The 19,397-nt window shown below is 64.6% G+C and carries 14 protein-coding genes and 1 tRNA gene; 4 read left to right on the top strand and 11 right to left on the bottom strand.

Features of this window, described 5'->3' with window-relative positions:
- Positions 1-138 precede the first annotated feature (138 nt).
- The 3 genes from ACKN61_RS06280 (at position 139) to ACKN61_RS06270 (ending at position 3,341) form a co-directional block, all read left to right on the top strand.
- Entirely contained in the window at positions 139-1,407 is a 1,269-nt protein-coding gene (locus ACKN61_RS06280; protein ID WP_408952761.1) for a M12 family metallo-peptidase, read from the top strand.
- 174 nt (positions 1,408-1,581) lie between these two features.
- Positions 1,582-2,322: a hypothetical protein gene (locus tag ACKN61_RS06275; protein WP_408952760.1), complete on the top strand. Its 741-nt coding sequence runs from the start codon at positions 1,582-1,584 to the stop codon at positions 2,320-2,322.
- Positions 2,323-2,426: 104 nt separating this feature from the next.
- The gene (locus ACKN61_RS06270) at positions 2,427-3,341 is read left to right on the top strand and encodes a branched-chain amino acid transaminase (RefSeq protein ID WP_408952759.1); all 915 of its coding nucleotides are present in this window, start codon (positions 2,427-2,429) and stop codon (positions 3,339-3,341) included.
- A 172-nt stretch (positions 3,342-3,513) separates the two neighbouring features.
- On the opposite strand, the gene ACKN61_RS06265 is transcribed toward ACKN61_RS06270, so the two are convergent.
- The 11 genes from ACKN61_RS06265 to ACKN61_RS06215 all read right to left on the bottom strand — a co-directional run bounded on the left by ACKN61_RS06265 (position 3,514) and on the right by ACKN61_RS06215 (position 18,865).
- A complete protein-coding gene (locus tag ACKN61_RS06265; protein WP_408952758.1) occupies positions 3,514-4,839 on the bottom strand; it encodes a sensor histidine kinase in 1,326 nt (441 codons plus the stop codon).
- Positions 4,840-4,843: 4 nt separating this feature from the next.
- Positions 4,844-5,527 (bottom strand): response regulator transcription factor, encoded by a 684-nt coding sequence (locus ACKN61_RS06260; protein ID WP_031371404.1) that lies wholly within the window; start codon positions 5,525-5,527, stop codon positions 4,844-4,846.
- 582 nt (positions 5,528-6,109) lie between these two features.
- Positions 6,110-7,018: a 30S ribosomal protein S6--L-glutamate ligase gene (gene rimK / locus ACKN61_RS06255; RefSeq protein ID WP_408952757.1), complete on the bottom strand. Its 909-nt coding sequence runs from the start codon at positions 7,016-7,018 to the stop codon at positions 6,110-6,112.
- 60 nt (positions 7,019-7,078) lie between these two features.
- On the bottom strand, positions 7,079-7,528 hold the full coding sequence (locus tag ACKN61_RS06250) for an ATP-dependent zinc protease (protein WP_408952756.1): 450 nt from the start codon (positions 7,526-7,528) through the stop codon (positions 7,079-7,081).
- 330 nt (positions 7,529-7,858) lie between these two features.
- On the bottom strand, positions 7,859-8,515 hold the full coding sequence (locus ACKN61_RS06245; protein ID WP_408952755.1) for a hypothetical protein: 657 nt from the start codon (positions 8,513-8,515) through the stop codon (positions 7,859-7,861).
- A 211-nt stretch (positions 8,516-8,726) separates the two neighbouring features.
- Positions 8,727-11,177: an apolipoprotein N-acyltransferase gene (gene lnt, locus ACKN61_RS06240; RefSeq protein ID WP_408952754.1), complete on the bottom strand. Its 2,451-nt coding sequence runs from the start codon at positions 11,175-11,177 to the stop codon at positions 8,727-8,729.
- Between the two features lie 39 nt (positions 11,178-11,216).
- Positions 11,217-11,888 (bottom strand): hypothetical protein, encoded by a 672-nt coding sequence (locus ACKN61_RS06235; RefSeq protein WP_408952753.1) that lies wholly within the window; start codon positions 11,886-11,888, stop codon positions 11,217-11,219.
- 27 nt (positions 11,889-11,915) lie between these two features.
- A complete protein-coding gene (locus ACKN61_RS06230) occupies positions 11,916-13,004 on the bottom strand; it encodes a hypothetical protein (protein WP_223619800.1) in 1,089 nt (362 codons plus the stop codon).
- A 453-nt stretch (positions 13,005-13,457) separates the two neighbouring features.
- Complete coding sequence (locus ACKN61_RS06225; RefSeq protein ID WP_408952752.1) at positions 13,458-15,611, bottom strand: NACHT domain-containing protein; 2,154 nt, start codon at positions 15,609-15,611, stop codon at positions 13,458-13,460.
- A gap of 1,098 nt (positions 15,612-16,709) precedes the next feature.
- Positions 16,710-16,783, bottom strand: a tRNA-Gly gene (locus ACKN61_RS06220).
- 285 nt (positions 16,784-17,068) lie between these two features.
- Positions 17,069-18,865, bottom strand: coding sequence for an autotransporter domain-containing protein (locus ACKN61_RS06215; protein ID WP_408953772.1), 1,797 nt, complete (start codon positions 18,863-18,865; stop codon positions 17,069-17,071).
- A 311-nt stretch (positions 18,866-19,176) separates the two neighbouring features.
- On the opposite strand from ACKN61_RS06215, the gene thiS reads away from it, so the two are divergent.
- A complete protein-coding gene (gene thiS, locus ACKN61_RS06210; RefSeq protein ID WP_031371396.1) occupies positions 19,177-19,377 on the top strand; it encodes a sulfur carrier protein ThiS in 201 nt (66 codons plus the stop codon).
- Positions 19,378-19,397 lie beyond the last annotated feature (20 nt).

Below are 19,397 nucleotides of genomic sequence, written 5' to 3'. Positions count from 1 at the left end.
AAGTTCGGTCTTGAGCGGCGAGACGGCGCGGTAGCTCACTGCCAGCAGGACGCATCGCCACGACGGGCGATGCCCTCGCGACCGCCGTCGGGGCCCCGTGCCCCGACGCGCAGCGGTCCTCACTGGAGAGAGCGCATCATGTCCGCACGCAAGTTGCTGCCGTTGAACCTCGCCATCGCTCTGTCGCTCGGCCTCGCCGGCGCCGCCTCGGCCGCCGAACCGGCCCCGTTGTTCTCTTCGCCTGCCGTCAGTCAGGTACGCAGCGCCAATACCGATACCGCCTACCAGGCCGTCAAGGCCGAGCGCGCCGCGGTCAAGGTCGACCTGGTCCGCGCCAACACCGCACAGATCACCGAAAACCAGCAGGAACTGCTGCTCAACCTCGCACCCGGCGTCAGCCTCAAGGCGCACAAGCTGCAGGCCGAGCGCAAGTCCGACGGCGTGGTGATCTGGCAGGGCCTGGTCGGCGACCCGAAGACCCAGCTCAAGCGCATCAACCAGTTCACCGGGGCCGAACTCATCGGCGATCCGGAGGAGTCGGCCACCATCGTGCGCCAGGGCGATCAGATGTCCGGCACGGTGCGCAGCGGCGGCAAGCTCTACCGCATCGATCCGCTCAAGAACGGCGGCCACACCATCAGCCTGATCGACGAATCGCTGATGCCGCCGGATCACCCGGCCTCGGGTTATACCGCCAAGCCGATCGTGCCCTTCCTCAACGACCCTAAGTTCAATGAGGCCGCCGCTGGCGAGAAGGCGCCGGTCACCGTGCGCGTCATGGTGGTCTACACCCAGGCGGCCGCCAACGCGGTCGGCAACATCACCACCAAGTCCAACCTGGCGATCACCGAGAGCAACCAGAGCTTCGCCAACAGCGCGGTCAACGTGCGCTTCGAGCTGGCCGGCAACTACACCAACAGCTATGTCAGCGCCGGCTTCGACACCGACCTGAGCCGCTTCCGCGGCACCAGCGACGGTTATCTCGACGGCTACCACGCCACCCGCAACAGCATCGCCGCCGACGTCAACGTGTTGATCATCACCGACCCGGCGTACTGCGGCCTGGGCTATCTGAACTCGAACGCGGCCAGCGCCTTCAGCGTGGTCGGCAACACCTGCATGACCGGCTATTACAGCTTCGCCCACGAAATCGGCCACAACTTCGGCGCGCACCACGATCCGAACAACGGCACCAACGGCACCTACGCTTACGGCCACGGTTACTGGGCGCCGAACAAGACCTGGCGCACCATCATGGCCTACAACTGCGGCTCCAACTGCCCGCGCCTGAACTACTGGTCGAACCCCAACATCACCTACAACGGCGTGCCGATGGGCACCGCGGCGAAGAGCAACAACGCCCGCGTGCTCAACGAACGCGCCGCCACCGTGGGTGCGTTCCGCTGATCGCCGTCTAGGCGACAGCCGCAAGGGCGCAGCCTGCGGGCTGCGTCCCTGCCGATGCCGCGGCGATCCGGCCGCGGCGTTCGCGGCGCGATGCGCCGCTCGGCGATGTGCCCGCGGCATCCTTTCGGCATCGCCGCACTGTCCCTGGCCGGCCCTCGGCGCTAGTCTTCGCCGATGCCTTCGTTCGCCCGACTCTGTCTGTTCCTGTCGTTGACCGCCCTGTGGGCCGTGGCGACGCTGTATCCGGGCACCGCGGCGGCGCAGATCCGCCGCTGCACCGACACCCACGGCAACTCGGTCTACACCGACCGCGACTGCGCCTCGGTCGGCGGCGTGGACCGCCTGCCGCGCGATGCCGCCGCCCAGCAAAAGCAGCAGCAGGCCTACGTCGGCGGTTGCGCGCGCAATCTGCGCGACCTGATCGGGCTGATCACCAGCGCCATCGACGCCCGCGACAGCAATCGCCTGGCCGCGGTCTATCACTGGACCGGCATGTCCGGCGACCAGGGCTATGCGGTATTGCAGCGGCTCGACGCGATCGCCCAGCGCCCCTTGCTCGACATCGCACCGATTCTGTCGTCGCCGGCACCGCCGCCGCCTGAACCCAGCGGCGGCGCCTGGACCACCCTGCCGCCGGCCGCGGCGAACGCCGCCACCGCGCCGCTGCCGCCGATCCCGGCCCCGGCGACGCCGCTGGGCAGCCCGGCCGGCGCCGCCACGGCCGATGCGACCGATGCGACCGACGCCGCGGGCGAAGGCGCGACCTCCGCGCCGGCGCCCGCAGCGCACGCCCCGCAGCGGCGCACGCCGGTGGCGCTGCGCCTGGAGCAAACCATGGCCAATGGGGTGACGCCGTCGCGCACCGTGTTCGGCCTGTACCGCCACTTCGGCTGCTGGTGGATCCGCGGCGGCTGAGCCTTGCGCCCGGCTCGGCACGGCATCCATACGCCGCTCGATTGGGCCTGAACCGGGCAGGCAGGGCACAATAGGGGTTTCCCCACCCACCACGGAAGCCGACGATGCAATACCCCGAATGGATCTGGCACAACGGTGCGATCAAGCGCTGGGCCGAAGCAACCACCCACGTCATGTCGCACGCGCTGCACTACGGTTCGTCCGTATTCGAGGGCATTCGCACCTACGACACGCCGCAGGGTCCGGTGATCTTCCGCCTCAACGACCACAACACCCGTTTGTTCGCCTCGGCGAAGATCTACGACATGGGCATTCCGTACTCGGTCGAGCAGATCAACCAGGCCTGCCACGAAGTGATCAAGGCCAACGGCAACACCACCGACTATCTGCGTCCGGTCGCCTACCGCGGTCTCGGCGGCTTCGGCCTGTCGGCCGACACCCCGACCGACGTCGCCGTGGCGACCTGGAAAATGGGCCAGTACCTCGGTGCCAGCGTGCTCGAAGAAGGCATCGACGCCTGCGTGTCGAGCTGGCAGCGCTTCGCGCCCAACACCATCCCGGCCGGCGCCAAGGCCGGCGGCAACTACCTGTCCGGCCAGTTGGTCGCGCGTGAGGCGCGTCGCCTGGGCTTCGGCGAAGGCATCGCCCTGGCTTCGACCGGCCTGCTCTCGGAAGGCGCGGGCGAAAACCTGTTCCTGGTGTTCAACGGCGCCCTGCACACCACCCCGGTCAGCGCCGCCCTACTCAACGGCCTGACCCGCAACACCATCATCACCCTCGCCCGCGACGTCGGCATCGAAGTGATCGAACGCGACCTGCCGCGCGAATACCTGTACCTGTGCGACGAGCTGTTCATGTGCGGCACCGCCGCCGAGATCACCCCGATCCGTTCGGTCGACGGCCGCCAGGTCGGCAGCGGCCGCCGCGGCCCGGTCACCGAGCGCATCCAGGAGCTGTTCTTCGGCCTGTTCAACGGCAAGACGGCGGATAAGTACGGCTGGCTCGAGCCCGTCGCTTAAAGCCGGGAATCGGGAATGGGGATTCGGGAATCGTAAGAGCGGTTCGCCGCGATCCCGAAGCTCCACCACCACCCGACAGAAACCAAAACGCCCGGCTTCGTCGAAGCCGGGCGTTCTTGTTTTTGCTTTACCGATTCCCGATTCCCGAATCCCGAATCACCAATCCCGGCTCTCAGAAAGTCAGCGTCGCCACCACGCCCATGACCTCGCCGGGTTTGACCCGCACGTCCCAGCCGTAGAGTTCGCACAGCCGGCGCACGATCGACAGGCCGATGCCGCCGCCCTGCGAGTGGCCGGCATGGGTGCCGCGGTAGCCGCGCTCGAACAGCTTGGCCGCATCTTCGGCGCTGAGGCCGGGGCCGGAATCGATGACGTCGACCGAACGCGGGCGCAGGCGCACCACCACCTCGCCCTGGGTCGTGTACTTGACCGCGTTGCCGATCAGATTGCCCAGCGCCACCGCGACCGCCGCTTCCGGTGCGTCGACCACCAGCCCCTGCTCGCCCTCGATGCGCAGGGTCAGCGACTTGCCGCCGAGTTGGGCGCGATGGGCGTCGAGCAGCTGTTCGGACAGCCGCGCGATGTCGGTGGAACCGTGCCCGCGCTCGTTGCGCGACAACAGCAGCAAGGCGCTGATCAGGTCGGTGCATTGCTGTTCGGCGCGTTGGATACGCAACAATCGATTGCGAGTCTTGTCCTCGATGTCCGGGCGCGACAGCAACAGCTCGACCGCCCCCTTGATCACCGCCAGCGGCGTGCGCAATTCGTGGCTGACGTCGGCGTTGAACTCGCGGTCGCGCTGGACCACGTTGGTCAGGCGCTCGGCGTAATCGTCCAGCGCCTCGGCGAGCTGGCCGACCTCGTCGTCGGGGAAATGCGCGGCCAAGGCCTCGGCCTGCGCACTGCGGCCGGAACGCTTGAGCCGGTTGGCCAGCTCCGACACCGGGCTCATCACGCGCGAGGCCGCCCACCAGCCCACCAACAGCGAAAACAGGGTGAACACCAGCACCGACAGATACAGCGCGCGATTGAATTGAGCTTCGCTGCGCGCCGACTGGGTCATGTCGTAAGCGAGGAAAAACCACGCATTCGGCGTCTTGCGCACCGCCAGGTTGTAGTACTCGAACGGTATGGTGGTATCGCCTTCGTTGGTGACGAAGGCGATACCGTCTTTGAGCTCGTACCATTCCGGGCGGTTGGTCCGCACGAACTCGAACCGGTCCGGGGTATAGACGAAGGCCCGGGTCATGTCAAAACCGAACTGCGGATTGTTCGGATCCAGTTCGAACTGCTGCGCGGCCTTGTTGATGTTGCGGTTCATCGCGTCCTCGACCAACTGTTTCTCGACCCGTGTGCGGGTCCAGTTGGTCGCGAAGGCAAACATCGTCGTCAGGCCGAAGCCCAGCAGCACGAACGCCAAAATAATGCGGCTGCGCAAGCGCCGCCGGAAGCGCTTGCGTTTCTTCAGCCGCGCTGCGGAAGGATCCTCTGCGGCCACGCGGTCAACCGTTGCTTTCGGGCGCTGCGATGCGGTAGCCGATGCCGTGGCGGGTCTGGATCAACGGCGTCTCGAACGGCTTATCGACCACTGCGCGCAAACCGTGGATATGCACGCGCAGGCTGTCGGAGTCGGGCAATTCTTCGCCCCACACGCGGGTTTCCAGTTCCTGGCGCGTGACCACCGCCGGCGAGGCTTCCATCAGCGCCTGCAGGATCTTCAGCGCGGTCGGGTTGAGCTGCAGCAGCTTGCCCTGGCGACGCACTTCCAGGGTGTCGAGGTTGTATTCCAGGTCGGCGGCGTTGAGCACGCGGGTCTGCACGCCGCGGCCGCGGCGCGACAGGGCGTTGAGGCGGACCTCGACTTCCTGCAGGGCGAACGGTTTGATCAGATAGTCGTCGGCGCCGGAGTCGAAACCGGCGAGCTTGTTGTCGAGGCTGTCGCGCGCGGTCAGCATCAGCACCGGCGTCTGCTTGCGCGCTTCGTTGCGCAGCTTGCGGCAGACCTCCAGGCCGTCGAGACCGGGCAGGTTCAGATCGAGGACGATGGCGTCGAAGTCGTGCACCACCGCCAGGTGCAGTCCGGTGATGCCGTCGGCGGCGAAATCCACCGTGTGGCCACGGTCTTCGAGGAAGTCGCCGAGGTTCGCGGCGATGTCCTGATTGTCTTCGATCACGAGTATGCGCATGTGCTCTTCCCAGTGGGTTGGCGTTCGACCGTGCTAAGACGTCCGAGGTTCCGTATTCGTGGGCCGCTGTGCGATGCGCAGCGGCGGCAAGCGACCGATTCTGCCAGAGCGTATGTAAAGTGAACGGAAAAGGTGAACAGGGGCTGGGCCGCCGTTCAAGCGCCGCGGCACCGGTCTAGGCCGAAAGTCATGGCTCGCCCGGCAACGCCAACATACGGAAAACCCCGGAAAAGACCGCAAAAAACAAAGGCCCAGACGCGGGGCCACCGCGCCTGGGCCAAAAGGGTATTGCCCCGATTACCGTAACCTGCTTCCGACCAGATCCCTATCCGTAACGTTCTGACGAGGAGCGTGACTTGGAGGAGCGGCAGTGCTGCGGTACGGGTAACGCTACGCGGATTTCGATTAAACCGCCGTTAAAAACGATGTTAAAAAATAATTAAATACAACCTGAAGTTGTCATCTTGAGGGCCCGGCCCTTCCGCGCCGGGGAGGCACCGTTCGGCGGATCGCCGGCAGATGACCTGCCAGGCTTGCCATTCCCCTCGGCCGGCCCGCTCCGGGGCCCGGCCGGACGCCTGTTCAGCGTCTCGTGGCGGTGCGACGCCCGGTCCCCAGCTTCAGCTGACCGGCCACGTGCTCGATGATTTCCCCGGCCACGTCGACCCCGCTGGCCTCCTCGATGCCCTCCAGGCCCGGCGAGGCGTTGACCTCCAGCACCAGGGGGCCGCGGACCGAGCGGATCAGGTCGACGCCGGCCACGCCCAGGCCGAGCACGCGGGCGGCGCGGACCGCCACCTCCTGCTCGGCCGTGCTGGCGCGCACGCCCTTGGCGGTGCCGCCGCGGTGCAGGTTGGAACGGAAGTCGCCCTTCGGCGCCTGCCGTTTCATCGCCGCGACCACCTTGCCGCCGACCACGAAGCAGCGCAGGTCGGCGCCCTTGGCCTCGGCGACGAACTCCTGGACCAGGAAATTCGCATACAGCCCGCGCAGCGCTTCGATCACGCCCTTCGACGCCGACAGCTTCTCGGTCAGCATCACCCCGGCGCCCTGGGTGCCCTCGTTGAGCTTGATCACGTGCGGCGGCGGGCCGAGCATCGACAGCAGGTCGGCGGTGTCGTCGGGGTTGTCGCCGAACACCGTCGCCGGCAGGCCGATGCTCTCGGCGGCCAGCAGCTGATGGCTGCGCAGCTTGTCGCGCGCGCGCAGGATCGCGTCGGAGGTGTTCGGGGTGTAGGTGTCCATGAGCTCGAACTGGCGCAGGACCGCCGAGCCGTAACGGGTCACCGAGGCGCCGATGCGCGGGATCACGGCGTGGTAGCCGGAGATCTCGCGCCCCTTGTAGTGCATCTCGAAGCCGTCGGAGGCGATGCGCATGTAGCAGCGCAACGGGTCGAGCACACGCACGCTGTGGCCGCGCTCGCGGGCGGCCTCCACCAGCCGGCGGGTCGAATAGAGCTTGGTGTTGCGCGACAGGATCGCAAGCTTCATCGGAAGGGATTCGCGTGGGTGGAAGAAACGTGGAGAAGAAAGGCGAACGGCCCGGCGCGTTCAGACGCGCGGGTGGCGCCGCCGGATGCGTCCGTGCAGGAACGAGCGTGACGGATCGACCGTGAACACCCCGGTCACCGCGGTGCGGCCGAGCAACATCGGGAAACGCATGCCACGACGATCCGCCAGGTTTATTTCAATTTCGCGTTCGATGCCGGCCAGACTCAGCACGGTGCGGATGAAGACCCGGCTGCTGCGATGGCCGCCGGAGTCGGTGACCCAGCGCTCGTCGTGGACCGGCGCCTGCGCCTCGACCCGGCCGGCGCCCAACGCCCCCGGACTCAGCTCGAAACCGACCCAGGGCATGCCGGCCTCGACGAAGCGCCATTGCGCATCCACATGCAGCGCCGAGCTGCGCGCGCCGGTGTCGATCTTGGCGCGTATCGCGGCCAGACCCAACGCGGGCAACGCCGCCGCCTCGCGCCAACCGAGGACGATCTTCGATGACATCGTACCTCCGCTGTAGCGACTGCTGCCGGCCTGGGACGACCGCGACCTGACTTGGACCGCGACCGCCGTCGGCCGTTCCGTTCCAGGCGCCGCGCGCCGACAAAAAACGGCGACCTCGCGGCCGCCGTACGTATCGGACCGGAGCGGGCGCGGATCGTCCGGCCTGGGGCTACGGTGCGATACGCGACGACCCACTCGGGACCGGGCGCGCAGTCTAGCGCGCCGGCGGTGAAGCGTCGATGCGCGCCGCGCTGCGGCGGGATCGGGCAAGAACCATGGGCGTCGCGAGGGACCTTCACATCGCACGATGGCCCGGAATCGCTGAACCGGTCAGGGACGGCAGAGCCGGCGCTCGTACTCCAGCTCGCGCTGCAACGCGGCCGAATCGCCCTGCACCGCCAGTTCGCCGATGTTGTCGCGCGTGCGCACGCAAGGGTCCTCGCCGCGGCCGCCGAACAGTCGGCCGACGCGCTCGACCGTACGGGCGATCGAGTTCGGCGGCTGCATACGGAAACGCCGCGCGCCCTGCCCCGGCAGGACCGGCATGCGACTGGCCAACAAATCCGGCGCCGGCGCATCCCACGGCGCCCGCGTCGCGCCGGCCGGATCGAGCGCGTTACGGTCGATGCGGATCGCGGCGAGACCGGTCGCTTCGGCAGGTTCGGCCGTATCGCCTGGCACTGCGTGTGGCGGCGTTATCTGGAGCGGCGCGGCAACTTCGGGGACGACTGCGGGGCGCGGCGATCGTGGCGTGGTTTTCTTCGGCGAGTCGCGTGCCGGCGGTGTGCCCACCGCTTCGTTCGGGCGCGAAGGCGACGCCGGCGCCGGCCGCAGAAGAATCACCGTCAGGCTCGCTTCGCTGTCGACGGGATCGGCCGGCCTGCGCAACTGCAACGCCGCCCAGATCAAGCCCGCATGGACCAGCGCGACCACCGTCCAGGCAAGAGCACGTTCGAAGCGCACTTCGCCGAACTCATGCGCGCGCATCGGCGCCCCCGCTCATCGCTGACGCGCACTGCCACCCCATGACCCCGGCATCCTGCCCCATCGCTCGCATCCCTTCGCTGTCGATCGCGCAGCAGTGTGCCTGCTGCGATCAGTGCCGCAAGGTTCGGCAACGAGCGCGGTTGGCCGCGGTTAAAGCTTGGTCGGCCGACTCCGCGAGTCCCGGCCATCACGCGTAGCAAGCCCCGCTCTTTCACCCCGTAGACAGCAACCGCCAGGCCAGCCAAGCCGGCACACCGAGGTAGAACGCCAAACGGCCCAGCCATTCGAGCGCGTCGCGCAGGGCGGCCGCGTGCGCATAGCGCAACGCCATAGCCAACATCACGACCGTTTCGATCGCGACCCGCAGCACGGCGGCGAACAGCATCAAGCCGATCGACCACGACGCCCACCAGATCAGCAGTCCGGTGAGATAAGCCGCCAGCCCGTAGCTGTAGTACTCACCGAAGGCACCACCGAAGGCGATGACCTGGTGCAGACGGAACGCGACGAGTGCCAACAGCAACGGGAACAGCGCGAATTTCACCAGAGGATGATCGACCCAGCGTCGATGCGCGTCGTCGCGGGCCTGGATCAGATCGGCCCGACCGGCGGCGAAGCGGCCTTCCCAAGCGATCGGCACGCCGGTCGCGGCCAACATACGCCGCAGGGCCTCCGGGCGCGTCAACGCTAGGCCCCGCGTCCAGAGTGGACCTGCGGCCAGGCGCACATCGACACCGCTGCACGGCAGCGGCAGACGCCAAGGCCGCAACGCGGCGATCGACGCCACTGGAAGCTCGATCCGTTGCCGCCGTTGATCCAGCACCAGCAACCCACCTTCGACGCTCGCTCGCGCGGCGAACCTGCGCTCGATGGCCCATGCCGCCACGGACGGCAGCAGCACGGCCGCGGCGAACAACCGCAGTTGCGACAGGGATTGGACCTGCAGGCCGATGCGCGCCAGCATGTCGAAGGCCAGCCACAGCAGCCCCACGCCCGCGCACAACCTCAACGCGCCGCTCAGCGCACGCCAGAACGGCGTCAGCAGCACGACCTCGATGACCGGCTCCACTTCCGGCGCGGCGACGGCGCGGCGACGCAACGCCTGCCACGCGGCCAGTGCCGCCAGGGCGAGCAGGAACACCGCGCCCGCGCGCCCCACCCAATCGCCCCAGCGCACCATCAAGGTGGGCGACGGATCGCGGGCGCTGACGAAGGCGGTCAACACGGCCTGGTCGCCGACCGCGGTGTTCGCGAGCACCTCGCCGGTGTCGTCGATGATCGCGCTGAGCCCGTTGGTGGTGACGCGCACCTGCGGCAGCCGCGTTTCGATGCTGCGAAAGGCCGCGACCGCCAGGTGCAGGCGCGCGCCCACCGGGTACGCGGTGAACCAGGAATCGTTGGACATGCCGACGATGGCTTGCGCGCCGAGCCGCGCGCCGTCGATGGCCAGGTCGGTATGCACGTCGTCCAGGCAGATCAACGGCACCACGTTGACCTCGCGCCCGTCCGCGCTGCGCAAGGGCAGCACGCGCGCGCCGTCGCCCGCGCGCCAACCGCCGACCCACGGCAACCAGCGCCGCAACACCGGCCCATCGAGCCAACGCGGCACGTATTCGGTCAACGGGAACGGGTAGGTTTTGCGATAGAAGCCGAGCAAGCCCTTGCCCGGTTCGAGGAACGCGGCCGCGTTGTATTCGCCTTGCCCGTCGCGGTCGTAGGTGCCGAACACCAAGGGCACGCCCGCCGTATCGACGAAGCCCTGGATCTCGCGGTCCAGCGCCGCGCCGTCCTCGCTGCGCGGGCTGGCGAAGCTGGTGGGATATACGGTTTCCGACCACAGCAGCACGTCCGCATCGTGGTCGCGGATCGCCGACCACGAAAGTTCGTAGTGCGTGTCGAGCACCTTACGGACCACTGCATACGCGCCGATCTCTTTGCGTAAGCGCTCGTAGTCGGTGATGTTGGCCTGGACCATGGCGACGCGCAGGGTCGGCGCGTCATTGGCCGCCGGCGCCTGCAAATCCGCGCGCCGCATCGCACCGTAGCCGGCCATGCACACCACGATCAAGGCCCCCAGCGCGAGTGGCCGCAGCAGCACGCGCGTGCCGCGTTTGCGCTGTTCGATGGCGAAGGCGACCGCCTCGTTGACCAACAGCAGCAACGCGGTGATGCCCGCGGCGCCGCCGAGGTCGGCAACCTGGCGCAACACCGCGGATGGAAACAAGCCGTGCCCCAAGGTGTCGCCCAACAACTTGGGCATCAGCCATTCGCAGGCCACCCAGGCCGACACCGCGGCCAGGGGGCGCAGCACCGGCCCGTAGCGGCGCCCCGCCCACTGGCGTACCAGCGCGAAGGCGAGAAATTGCGGCTGCAACAACGGCGCCAGCATCAGCAGCGCCGCCGTCGCGGTCAACGCGCCCACCCCGGTGTAGGCGCCGATCGCCGCCCCGAACCAATGAAACACCGCGGCCACGAAGGCGACGCTCATCAACGCGCCGTTGGCCAGCGCGCGCAGCGTGGTCCTGTCGTTGTCGAGCACCAACAGCCACGGCACCAGCGCAACGAAGCCCAGGCCCCAGGCAGGGCCGCCGCGAGCGTACAGGCCGAGCAAGGCAGCGGTGGCGAGAATGCCGGCGAGGCTACGCCAGCGGGACGGGGACAACCGCTCCTGGATCAAATCGAAACACTCCGTGTCGCTGGGTCAGCGCGGGGGAATCCGGATCGGCCGCTGCGGCATCCCGGGCGGTGCGAGTTCCGGCGGCACGATCCGGTCGGCCGGCATCGCGATGGGTTTGCCCTGCGCGTCGTACAAAGTGAAGCCGGGCGCGAACATCAGCACCGGCTCGATCGGCACGCCCTCGTCGGTCACCTGATGATGGCGAACATAGCCTTGCGGCAATTCGTAGTTTTCCGGCACGGCCAAGCCGAGCAGCGGCGGACTGGTGCCGGGCGGATTGAACGCGCCCAGGCCCGTACGCACGCCGGCCTGCTGCAAGGCCTCGATGACCTGCGCGCCGGTGGGTTCCGGATCGCCGGGTTGGAAGTAAGCCGCCAAGTCGTTGGGATCGTTGCTCGGCACGGCCGGTGGTTCCTGCTGCGACGCGGCTTGCTGTGTTGCCCGCGTGGACAGCGAACGGCTGTCCGGCGGAGCGGCCGCGTCCCGATCCACGTCGGCCTGTGCAACGACGGCATTCGCGCCTTGCGCAGGCTCGCGCATCCACCACCAGCCCACCGACGCCACCGCGATCACCACGACGGCACAGACCACCCACAGCAAGCGCCTATCGCGAGCCGCGGGCGCTTTCGCAATCACACGCATGCCCTCGCCGTCCGCTCGGGACGACGGGGCATGCGGATGATCGCGCTTGGTCATGAGTCGGCTATCCGCCGGACGCGTCCGTCAGGGCGAAGCCGGCTGATAGACCGACAAAGCCCAGCCCATGCGCTCGTGCCCGTACTGGTTCCAGATCGGGCTGCGGCCGTTGGTGAAGCTGGAGTAGCGCGGCGCGCCGGTGCCGGTGCTGCCGCCCCAGAGGCCAGCCGATACCGTGCCGCCGGTGTAGGTCGGGTGGGTGTCGTCGGACTGGATGTAGTCGAACGAGCTCGACGACGACACGAACTTGGTGTTGGCGTCGCGCAAGGTCGCACGCAGAGTGACCGCGGTGCGGTTGATGTAGCTGGCCTCGCTTTCGCCGGACACGTAGCGCAGCGCGTCGGAATCGATCTGCCCGTCGCCGTTGCTGTCGTAATCCGCGCCCATGTACTGGGCGAAGCTGTCCGCGCACTTGAAGCCCTTCTGGCGGGCGTATTCGCACATCCAGTAGTTCATCTTGGCGATGGCCGGCAAGAAGCGATCGCGCATGTTCACCGTCTGCCCGGTGGCGGAGTCGCGGCACGAGCTCTGCACGTTGTCGGCGTTGTAGCCGGGGTAGTACAGATTGGAAATCACCTTGAGCTTGGTGTTGGCATGCGCGTTGGCGTTGATGTAGTCCATCGCCGCCGCCACGTAAGTCCTGCAGGAATTGACCGCCGCATCCAGCCCGCTGTAATTGCAGGTGCCGGTCTGTTCCTTGAACGCCGTGCGCGCCTGCAGGCCGTCGTTGCCGCACATCTCGAAGCTCACCACCCGGGTCGAGGCGGCCTGCATGTAGGAACGATCGGCGACGATCTTGTTCTCGTAAACATCGCGCGCCACCGCACCGGACTTGGCGCGGCGAATGCTTTCGACGTCCGCGTTCCACCGCGCCGACAGATACTCGGCATCCACCGTCGGCGCCGAGTAGCGCGCCGCATTGCTGATCGAACCGTTATAGCCAGCGAAAATCGAATCGCCGTAAGCCACGACGCGGTACTTGGTGCTGGTTGCGGGCCGATCGACGGTCCAGGAAACGTTCTGATTGAGCGTGCTGGCCATGCCCGAGGCCGAGAGCGCGAACAGCGCCACAGCCGAAAGCAACCGCCCCGCCTTATTGCGGAACAGAATCTTCATCCTTAATTCCCCTTCGAGATGATGTGCGCTGCGGACACCTACCGGTGCCCGATGAGTAACGCGAAACCCGAATCACGATGGGGATGCCCGGACCCCGCGGCACGCCCCCCTGCCATCGCCCCCGGACGCTAGCGTATGGTTCCAGGGGGTGCAATGTGCGCTGCAACAGCGGCGGGGGGCTGCATCACGTTTTGAGGGTTGGAATGGAAGGAAGACAGGCAGGCGCGCAGACGTCAACTTGGGATCCGCGATATCCATTAAGCGCAGCAACGTGGACATTAAGCCCCGATGTACTCAGTCGCCTCACCCATCCTGAGCAATGCATGTAGCGCTGCGAACCTCTGAAGCATTTTTTGCTTCAACGAAAATTATCAACGGCATTTATAACCATATGAACCGATTATGCGCAGTGCAGACTCAATTTAGTCATTGAGACGGCCATCTTAAGCAAAATCACACAAGCTCTGCGACATCCTTCAAAACAGGATCATCCGCGACAGAAGGCGCCGCCAAAATTCGCTCCACCCGGGAAGCTTGGCGTCGGACAGGATGAACTATGTGATTATAAATTGAGACAAAATTATGCTGAGCCAGAATGTGCGTCACTGGCACAATATATTTCAACACATCGGGACGTGTAATTCCGCGCGAAAGAGCCGCAATTTTCCGTCCAGATCCGGCTTGCTTATAAATCTTGCGCAAGACCGTAATCAAAGCCTTCATTTGTGGCGATATACTCATTTGAAGAATAGCACTACTAGTGCTCATCTGTTCGTAGGAAGTAATCTGACAATCTGCAGAAATAACATTCCTAGGAAGACCCGCTTCACTGGCAACACCAACCACTCGGTCAATCATGCACGAATAGAACGATATACCAACTTCCCCTGATGACCGCCCTAAATTAACTTGTCGAATCATGGAATCTTTGATCTTCAAACCTCGAACATCTATCTCATCCAAGGGAATCTCGCCCCAGGCCCCGCTTTCAACAGTCAGTCCCCGGAAATCGATTGCTGAGCGCGACTCACTAATAGCCATCATAATGGCCACATAGCAACAATCTGCTATGGCCTGATGAAAAATCGTCCCTGTGCTTCCACGATTACTCAGAGAATGCGCCAACCCGATAAGAACATCCGGTCCAGCATCGTTCTTCTGCAGCAGATAGATGGCCATGGATATAGCCTTCTCAGAAAGCTCAGCTATTGGGGCTGAAGCATGAGTTACATAGCCAGTGAGCACATGGCGTACGAAAGCACCTCCTTGCAGCGCTCCGAGCATGTCTGCATCAACGAATGAACGAGCTCCGGGGTCCGACTCACGCTCCGTTAGCCCTGGGAGTCTTTGAAGTTGAGCCAAAACACCTTCACCCGCGCCCTGCCCCGTCTCCGTGGCATATGCATTCGCCAGATCGTTACCAGTGATCGGACCGGTGCCACTTACCTTTGCGCGCACGTCTTCGGCAAGTCGCTCAAGTACCGCCCGCACGGTCTCAGCCTCCATCGAAGAGCTCTCCAGGAGGGCTTCTCGGCCGGTAATTCTCTCCAGAAAGACATCCCACGAGTACCCAAAGCCAACATTAGCATCAATGTCTAAAATATCATCGAAAAGGTCGTTTCTAAGTAAATAAGAAAGGAGGAGCGGCTTTCTCGGCAACCAATCCGGAAGATGCTTATTGACGCCGTTGCGGCTCAAGAATTGCTCAGCACTACCTTCATTAAATTCCCCGAGGCGGACAATTAGACATCCTCCGGCCTGGATGCCTAGTGAAGAATGCAATTCGGCCATGGTGTCAAAATAATGATCTCGACCACAAATGAATACACCAGCCCCGCGCGGAAGTTTCTGAGTAAAATCCCTCAACCCTTTTAACGCCGAACGGCGAGCCTCGCGCATAAAGCTACTATTATCCAAGCGAACGACAGTTTGAGAGGCGAGTTCATCGAAGCCATCGATTAGAGCGCAACACATGCCCGCTCGCCAAGCTGCGACCAGATCGTTTCTAGGTTCGTAACCAATAATTCTCGCGTGACGATCAAGGATTTCATCACTGTAATCCTCACCCCAGTGTTCTCTCATATTTAGGCAAATGGGAGTTGGAGAGGATGAAGCCCCGCCTATTTGACGAGACATCCGCAAGAACAATTCACGAGTGGTAAGACTCTTACCAGATCCAAACGGCGCGAGAAGAACCACAGTACTACCATCAACCAATCTTGCAATAATTTGCTCAAGACTAATTGCATACGGGAAAGCTTTATCCTTCGCCTCCGGATCGTATGCCACCATCATCGGCAAATCGATATAGGCACCCTCGGATATATTGACAGAATCGGTAATAGGATCGCGCGCCGATCCAAATGCCACTTTTGATCGCCGCACGACGTACTTCCCACTATCGAAGAAGCGGCGCTGAAACAAATCGAATGATAAGACGCTGACCTGCTGTTTTCTTGCATACTCAATATGCTCTGCATCCAGTTGCTTCTCCGTCACGATCCACTTCGCAACAGAGGGAGCAACCTGGAGCTCTATTCTTTCCGATGCGCCAAGCTTCTTTACATCCCCTTTAATCTTGTCTAAACGAGTGCTGGTTGTGACCATCAAAAGGTGCGTAATGTCACGCAACCTAACGATGCCATCTATCTCCCTTACGACAGGATCACTTGGATAATGAGAGGGTTGACATTCGCCCGGCCCAACGCCCCAAACAGCTTCAGCAACCCGCCTCACCCTATCCTCGAAACTCAAGTTTTCCGCGCGATTTCCTGACATTGCCCCCCCTTAACTATCTTAAGACTGCAAGCTATCCGCCCTTTTGCACGCGCCTGTTTTGAAGCCGAACCTTCGACTCAAGTGGAAAACGGAAAATTCACGCAGGACCGGCCAGTAAAGTCACGTCATTGCGAGTTGCAAATTTCGGCAGCACCCTGTGATCAATTATAGTTAAGGTGCATATTCAAGCGTTCGATAGCGGTGCGCGAATTGGATCTGTCATGCGATCAAGCGCGAACTTGCATTCCCCAACGTAACCATCGGCAGCGATAAGGTTTGGCACTAATGTAGAACTTCTCTAACACCAACCGCACTGCTTGCCCTTCTCTGATCCGGTCGGCCAGCAAAGACATTAGGAGTCGGCCGTTTGATCCAGTAGCGTCGTGTGAATGCGACGCAATAAAGGGGCCTCACGTCATCAAGGGTCTCGGCTTGTTGTTTGATGTACGCTGAGAGCTGCCTACCAGCACCCAAGGCTGCCGAACTAGACAGATTCGAAAAAAACCGTGCTCGATCCGGCTCATACTTCTATCCACTTCAAAAATTCAGTACCTCACACTGCCTTGACCAGAGAAAATTGAGACGACTCGCGTTTCTGTGCTCTCGGGAATAACGAAGATTAATATCGAAGCCCCGCTAGCCTATTCGCCGGATCAATGTCTTTGATCTATGCTCAGATCAATTATCCGTGCGCCGCTGTATGAACTTTGGATTGACCGCAAGAAGCTATGAGGGTACTTGTCCGTCCATTCAACAAATAACGAATCGCGGCACGAGGAGTGTCGGGCACGCGAATATGCGCATGCAGGCCACTGGTTCGCGTCAGAAGTAGGGCTTAGGCAACGACACCTCGGCTGAGGGATCGGCTTGGACTCGTCGTTTCGAAACCCCTTATGGGTCAACGCATTGCGCGCGACGGGGCTGATCTGGAGCGGGTGATGGGAATCGAACCCACGCTAGCAGCTTGGGAAGCTGCAGTTCTACCATTGAACTACACCCGCTTGCGGGCCAGTTTATAGCGCGGGCCGCGCGGGTGGCAAACATCGGGCTGATGGCGCTGTGGCACGAGGCTGGCGCCCTCCCCGTCTGCTCTGCCCACGCTCTTCTCCGACTCTCTGTCGCCCCGGTCCCTGTGTCGGCCGTACTTATCGAAGCCCCGCGCTCGCCTGACGCCCATCACACCTAGGCCTCGCCCAAAAAGAAACCGGGCCTCTCGGCCCGGTTTCGATGTCGCAATAATGCTATGACGCAGTAGTGTGGCGCAAGACCTCAGCGTTCCGCAGCAATCAGAACCCGCGGCCCACCTGTGCGAACACGGTGGTGTTGTTGCCGCCGCCCTGGCCGACCGTCGCGCTGGCGCCGATGTTGGCGTCGAGGCCGAACAGGTGGGTGCGCACGCCGAACAGCAGGCTGCCGTAGTTCTGGTCGAACTTGCGGCCCATCACGGCATAGTCGCCCAGGCCCGGCACGGTCTGCAGACGGGCGTAGGCATGTTCGGGGGCGTCCTCGAACTCGCGGTCGACGGTCAGGCGCGCGTAGGGGCGGAAGCTTTCGCTGTGGGTGTAGTTGATCTGCCAACCCACGCTGCCGATCAGCGAGTCGAACTCCTGCTTCGGATAGGCCAGCGAGGTCGCGAGCGTCGGGTCGCTTTCGGCGAAGCCGTCGACTTCGATCTTCTGCGAGACCAGGCCGAGCACCGGGCCGTGGCGCAGGGCGTCCTGGCCGAATTCCCAGCCGCCGTTGACGGCGATGGTGAGGTTGTCGCCGTCGGCGGAACCGTGGTGGACGCGGGTGACCGGGCCGAGGTTGGCGTTGCGGTCGATGTCGAAGTCGAGCTGGGTGTAGCTGACCTGGCCGTTGACCCAGGCGCGTTCGCCGTACCAGCCGACGAAGCCGCCGAGAGTGGCTTCCTTCTGCTCGAATTCGCCGTTGCGCAGGCCGAAGTCGTTCTTCTGCTGGCCGTAGCCGGCGAAGGCGCCGAACACCAGGTTGCCGCGGTTCCAGTCGATACCGCCGCTCAGCGCCGGACCGGCGCCGTCGTACAGGTCGCCGTGGCCATAGCGCTGGAAGTCGCCGCGCAGGCTGGTCCACCACCGCATGCCGTCGCCTTCCTGCGGGCCGGCGAGGTGGTTGGCGACCTGGTCGGCGCGGGCGCGGCCGCTCATCGCCGCCGAGTTCGGCAGCACGGCGATGAAGCGCGGCGCTTCAAGCACCGACAGCGCGTAGTCGGCGAGGATGCGATGGGCCTTGCTCGACGGATGCACGCCATCGGCGAAAGCGTAGGTTTCCGGCGCGTCGGGGGCAGCGTAGTTGAGCGGGCTGCAGGTCAGCGACGAGGCGGTGATCTGCGGATTGCAGCCGGTGCCGGTGACGTTGGTGATGCCGTACGGCGCCGGGTTGGCGGTGATTTCCGCCAGCAGGCTGAAGGTGTTGAGCGGAATCACGCGCAGGCCGGCGGCGGCGAGGCCGCCGTACAGGGCGTTGTTGTAGGTGGTCGACAGTTGGGTGCCGGCGGCCTGGGCGGCGGCGCCGCCGGCGCGGAACTGCGGGGTCAGACCGAGGTTCGGCACGGTCGGCACCAGCACGTACTGGGCGCCGGCGTTCTGCAGCGCGGCGACCACGCCGATCTGCGCGGTGACGGCGTTGGTGATGGTCGCCTGCGCCGGGGCGCCGGCGACGACTGCGAACAGGTCGTTGGCGCCGCCCCACACGGTGTACAGCGCGTTCGGGTCGGCGCGGCCGCCGTTGGCGGCGAGGTAGTTGGTGGTCTGCGTGGCCAGCGACGGAATCGCGCCGAGCGGGCTGGCGCTGTTGGTGCCGGTGCGGGCGCCGCCGACGGCGTAGTTGGTGCCGCCCTGGTTGGCGCTGGTGGCGTTGGTGCCGTAGTACTCGGCGACGTATTCCGACCAGACCAGGCCCGGGTTGGTGGTGAAGCGGCCGATCAGGGCCGCGTTCGGACCGACCGCCTGGAACAGGGCCGGGCGGAAATGGCCGGAGTCGGTCAGGCTGTCGCCGATGAAGACGGTCTGCGAGTAATCCTGGGCGAAGGCCGGAGCGGCGGCCAGCACGAGGGCGGCGGCCAGCACGGTACGAACGGGTTTCATCATGAACTTCCCTGCGGTGATGTGACGGGTGATGGCGATCGAACGATCGGTCGATTGCCGGTAGAAGCTCCGCGCGGGCGTGACATACGCCGGCGGATGGCCGAATCGAAGCACGCGCCGGCGGATCAAGGCAAGGCGCAGCGCGGCAAAACGATGCCGCGATTATCCCCGGCCAGCCGCTCCGGCGCCGGGGCCAGAGGTCACAGAGCGGGCCTTTGCTGCGGTTCGAACCGGACCGACCGCTAGGGCCGAGACTGGCCGCGCGCGGGCGCCCACGCGACAATGGCGGCATGAATATCCTGCTCAATGGCGAACCGCGCGCGCTCGCAGCGCCGACCACCGTGGTCGAACTGCTGCACAACGAAGGCCTGGGCGAACGCCGGGTCGCGGTCGAGATCAACGGCGAGATCGTCCCGCGCGGGCGCCACGCCGAACGCGCGCTTGCCGAAGGCGACAAGGTCGAGATCGTGCACGCCCTCGGCGGCGGCTGAGCGCGATACCCAGACTGTCC

Source organism: Lysobacter sp. Hz25, assembly GCF_046097045.1.
In the GTDB taxonomy this organism is placed as follows: Bacteria; Pseudomonadota; Gammaproteobacteria; order Xanthomonadales; family Xanthomonadaceae; genus Lysobacter; species Lysobacter antibioticus_B.
Note: the sequence above shows the minus strand (reverse complement) of the source record. Positions and strands in the feature narration are given on the sequence as shown.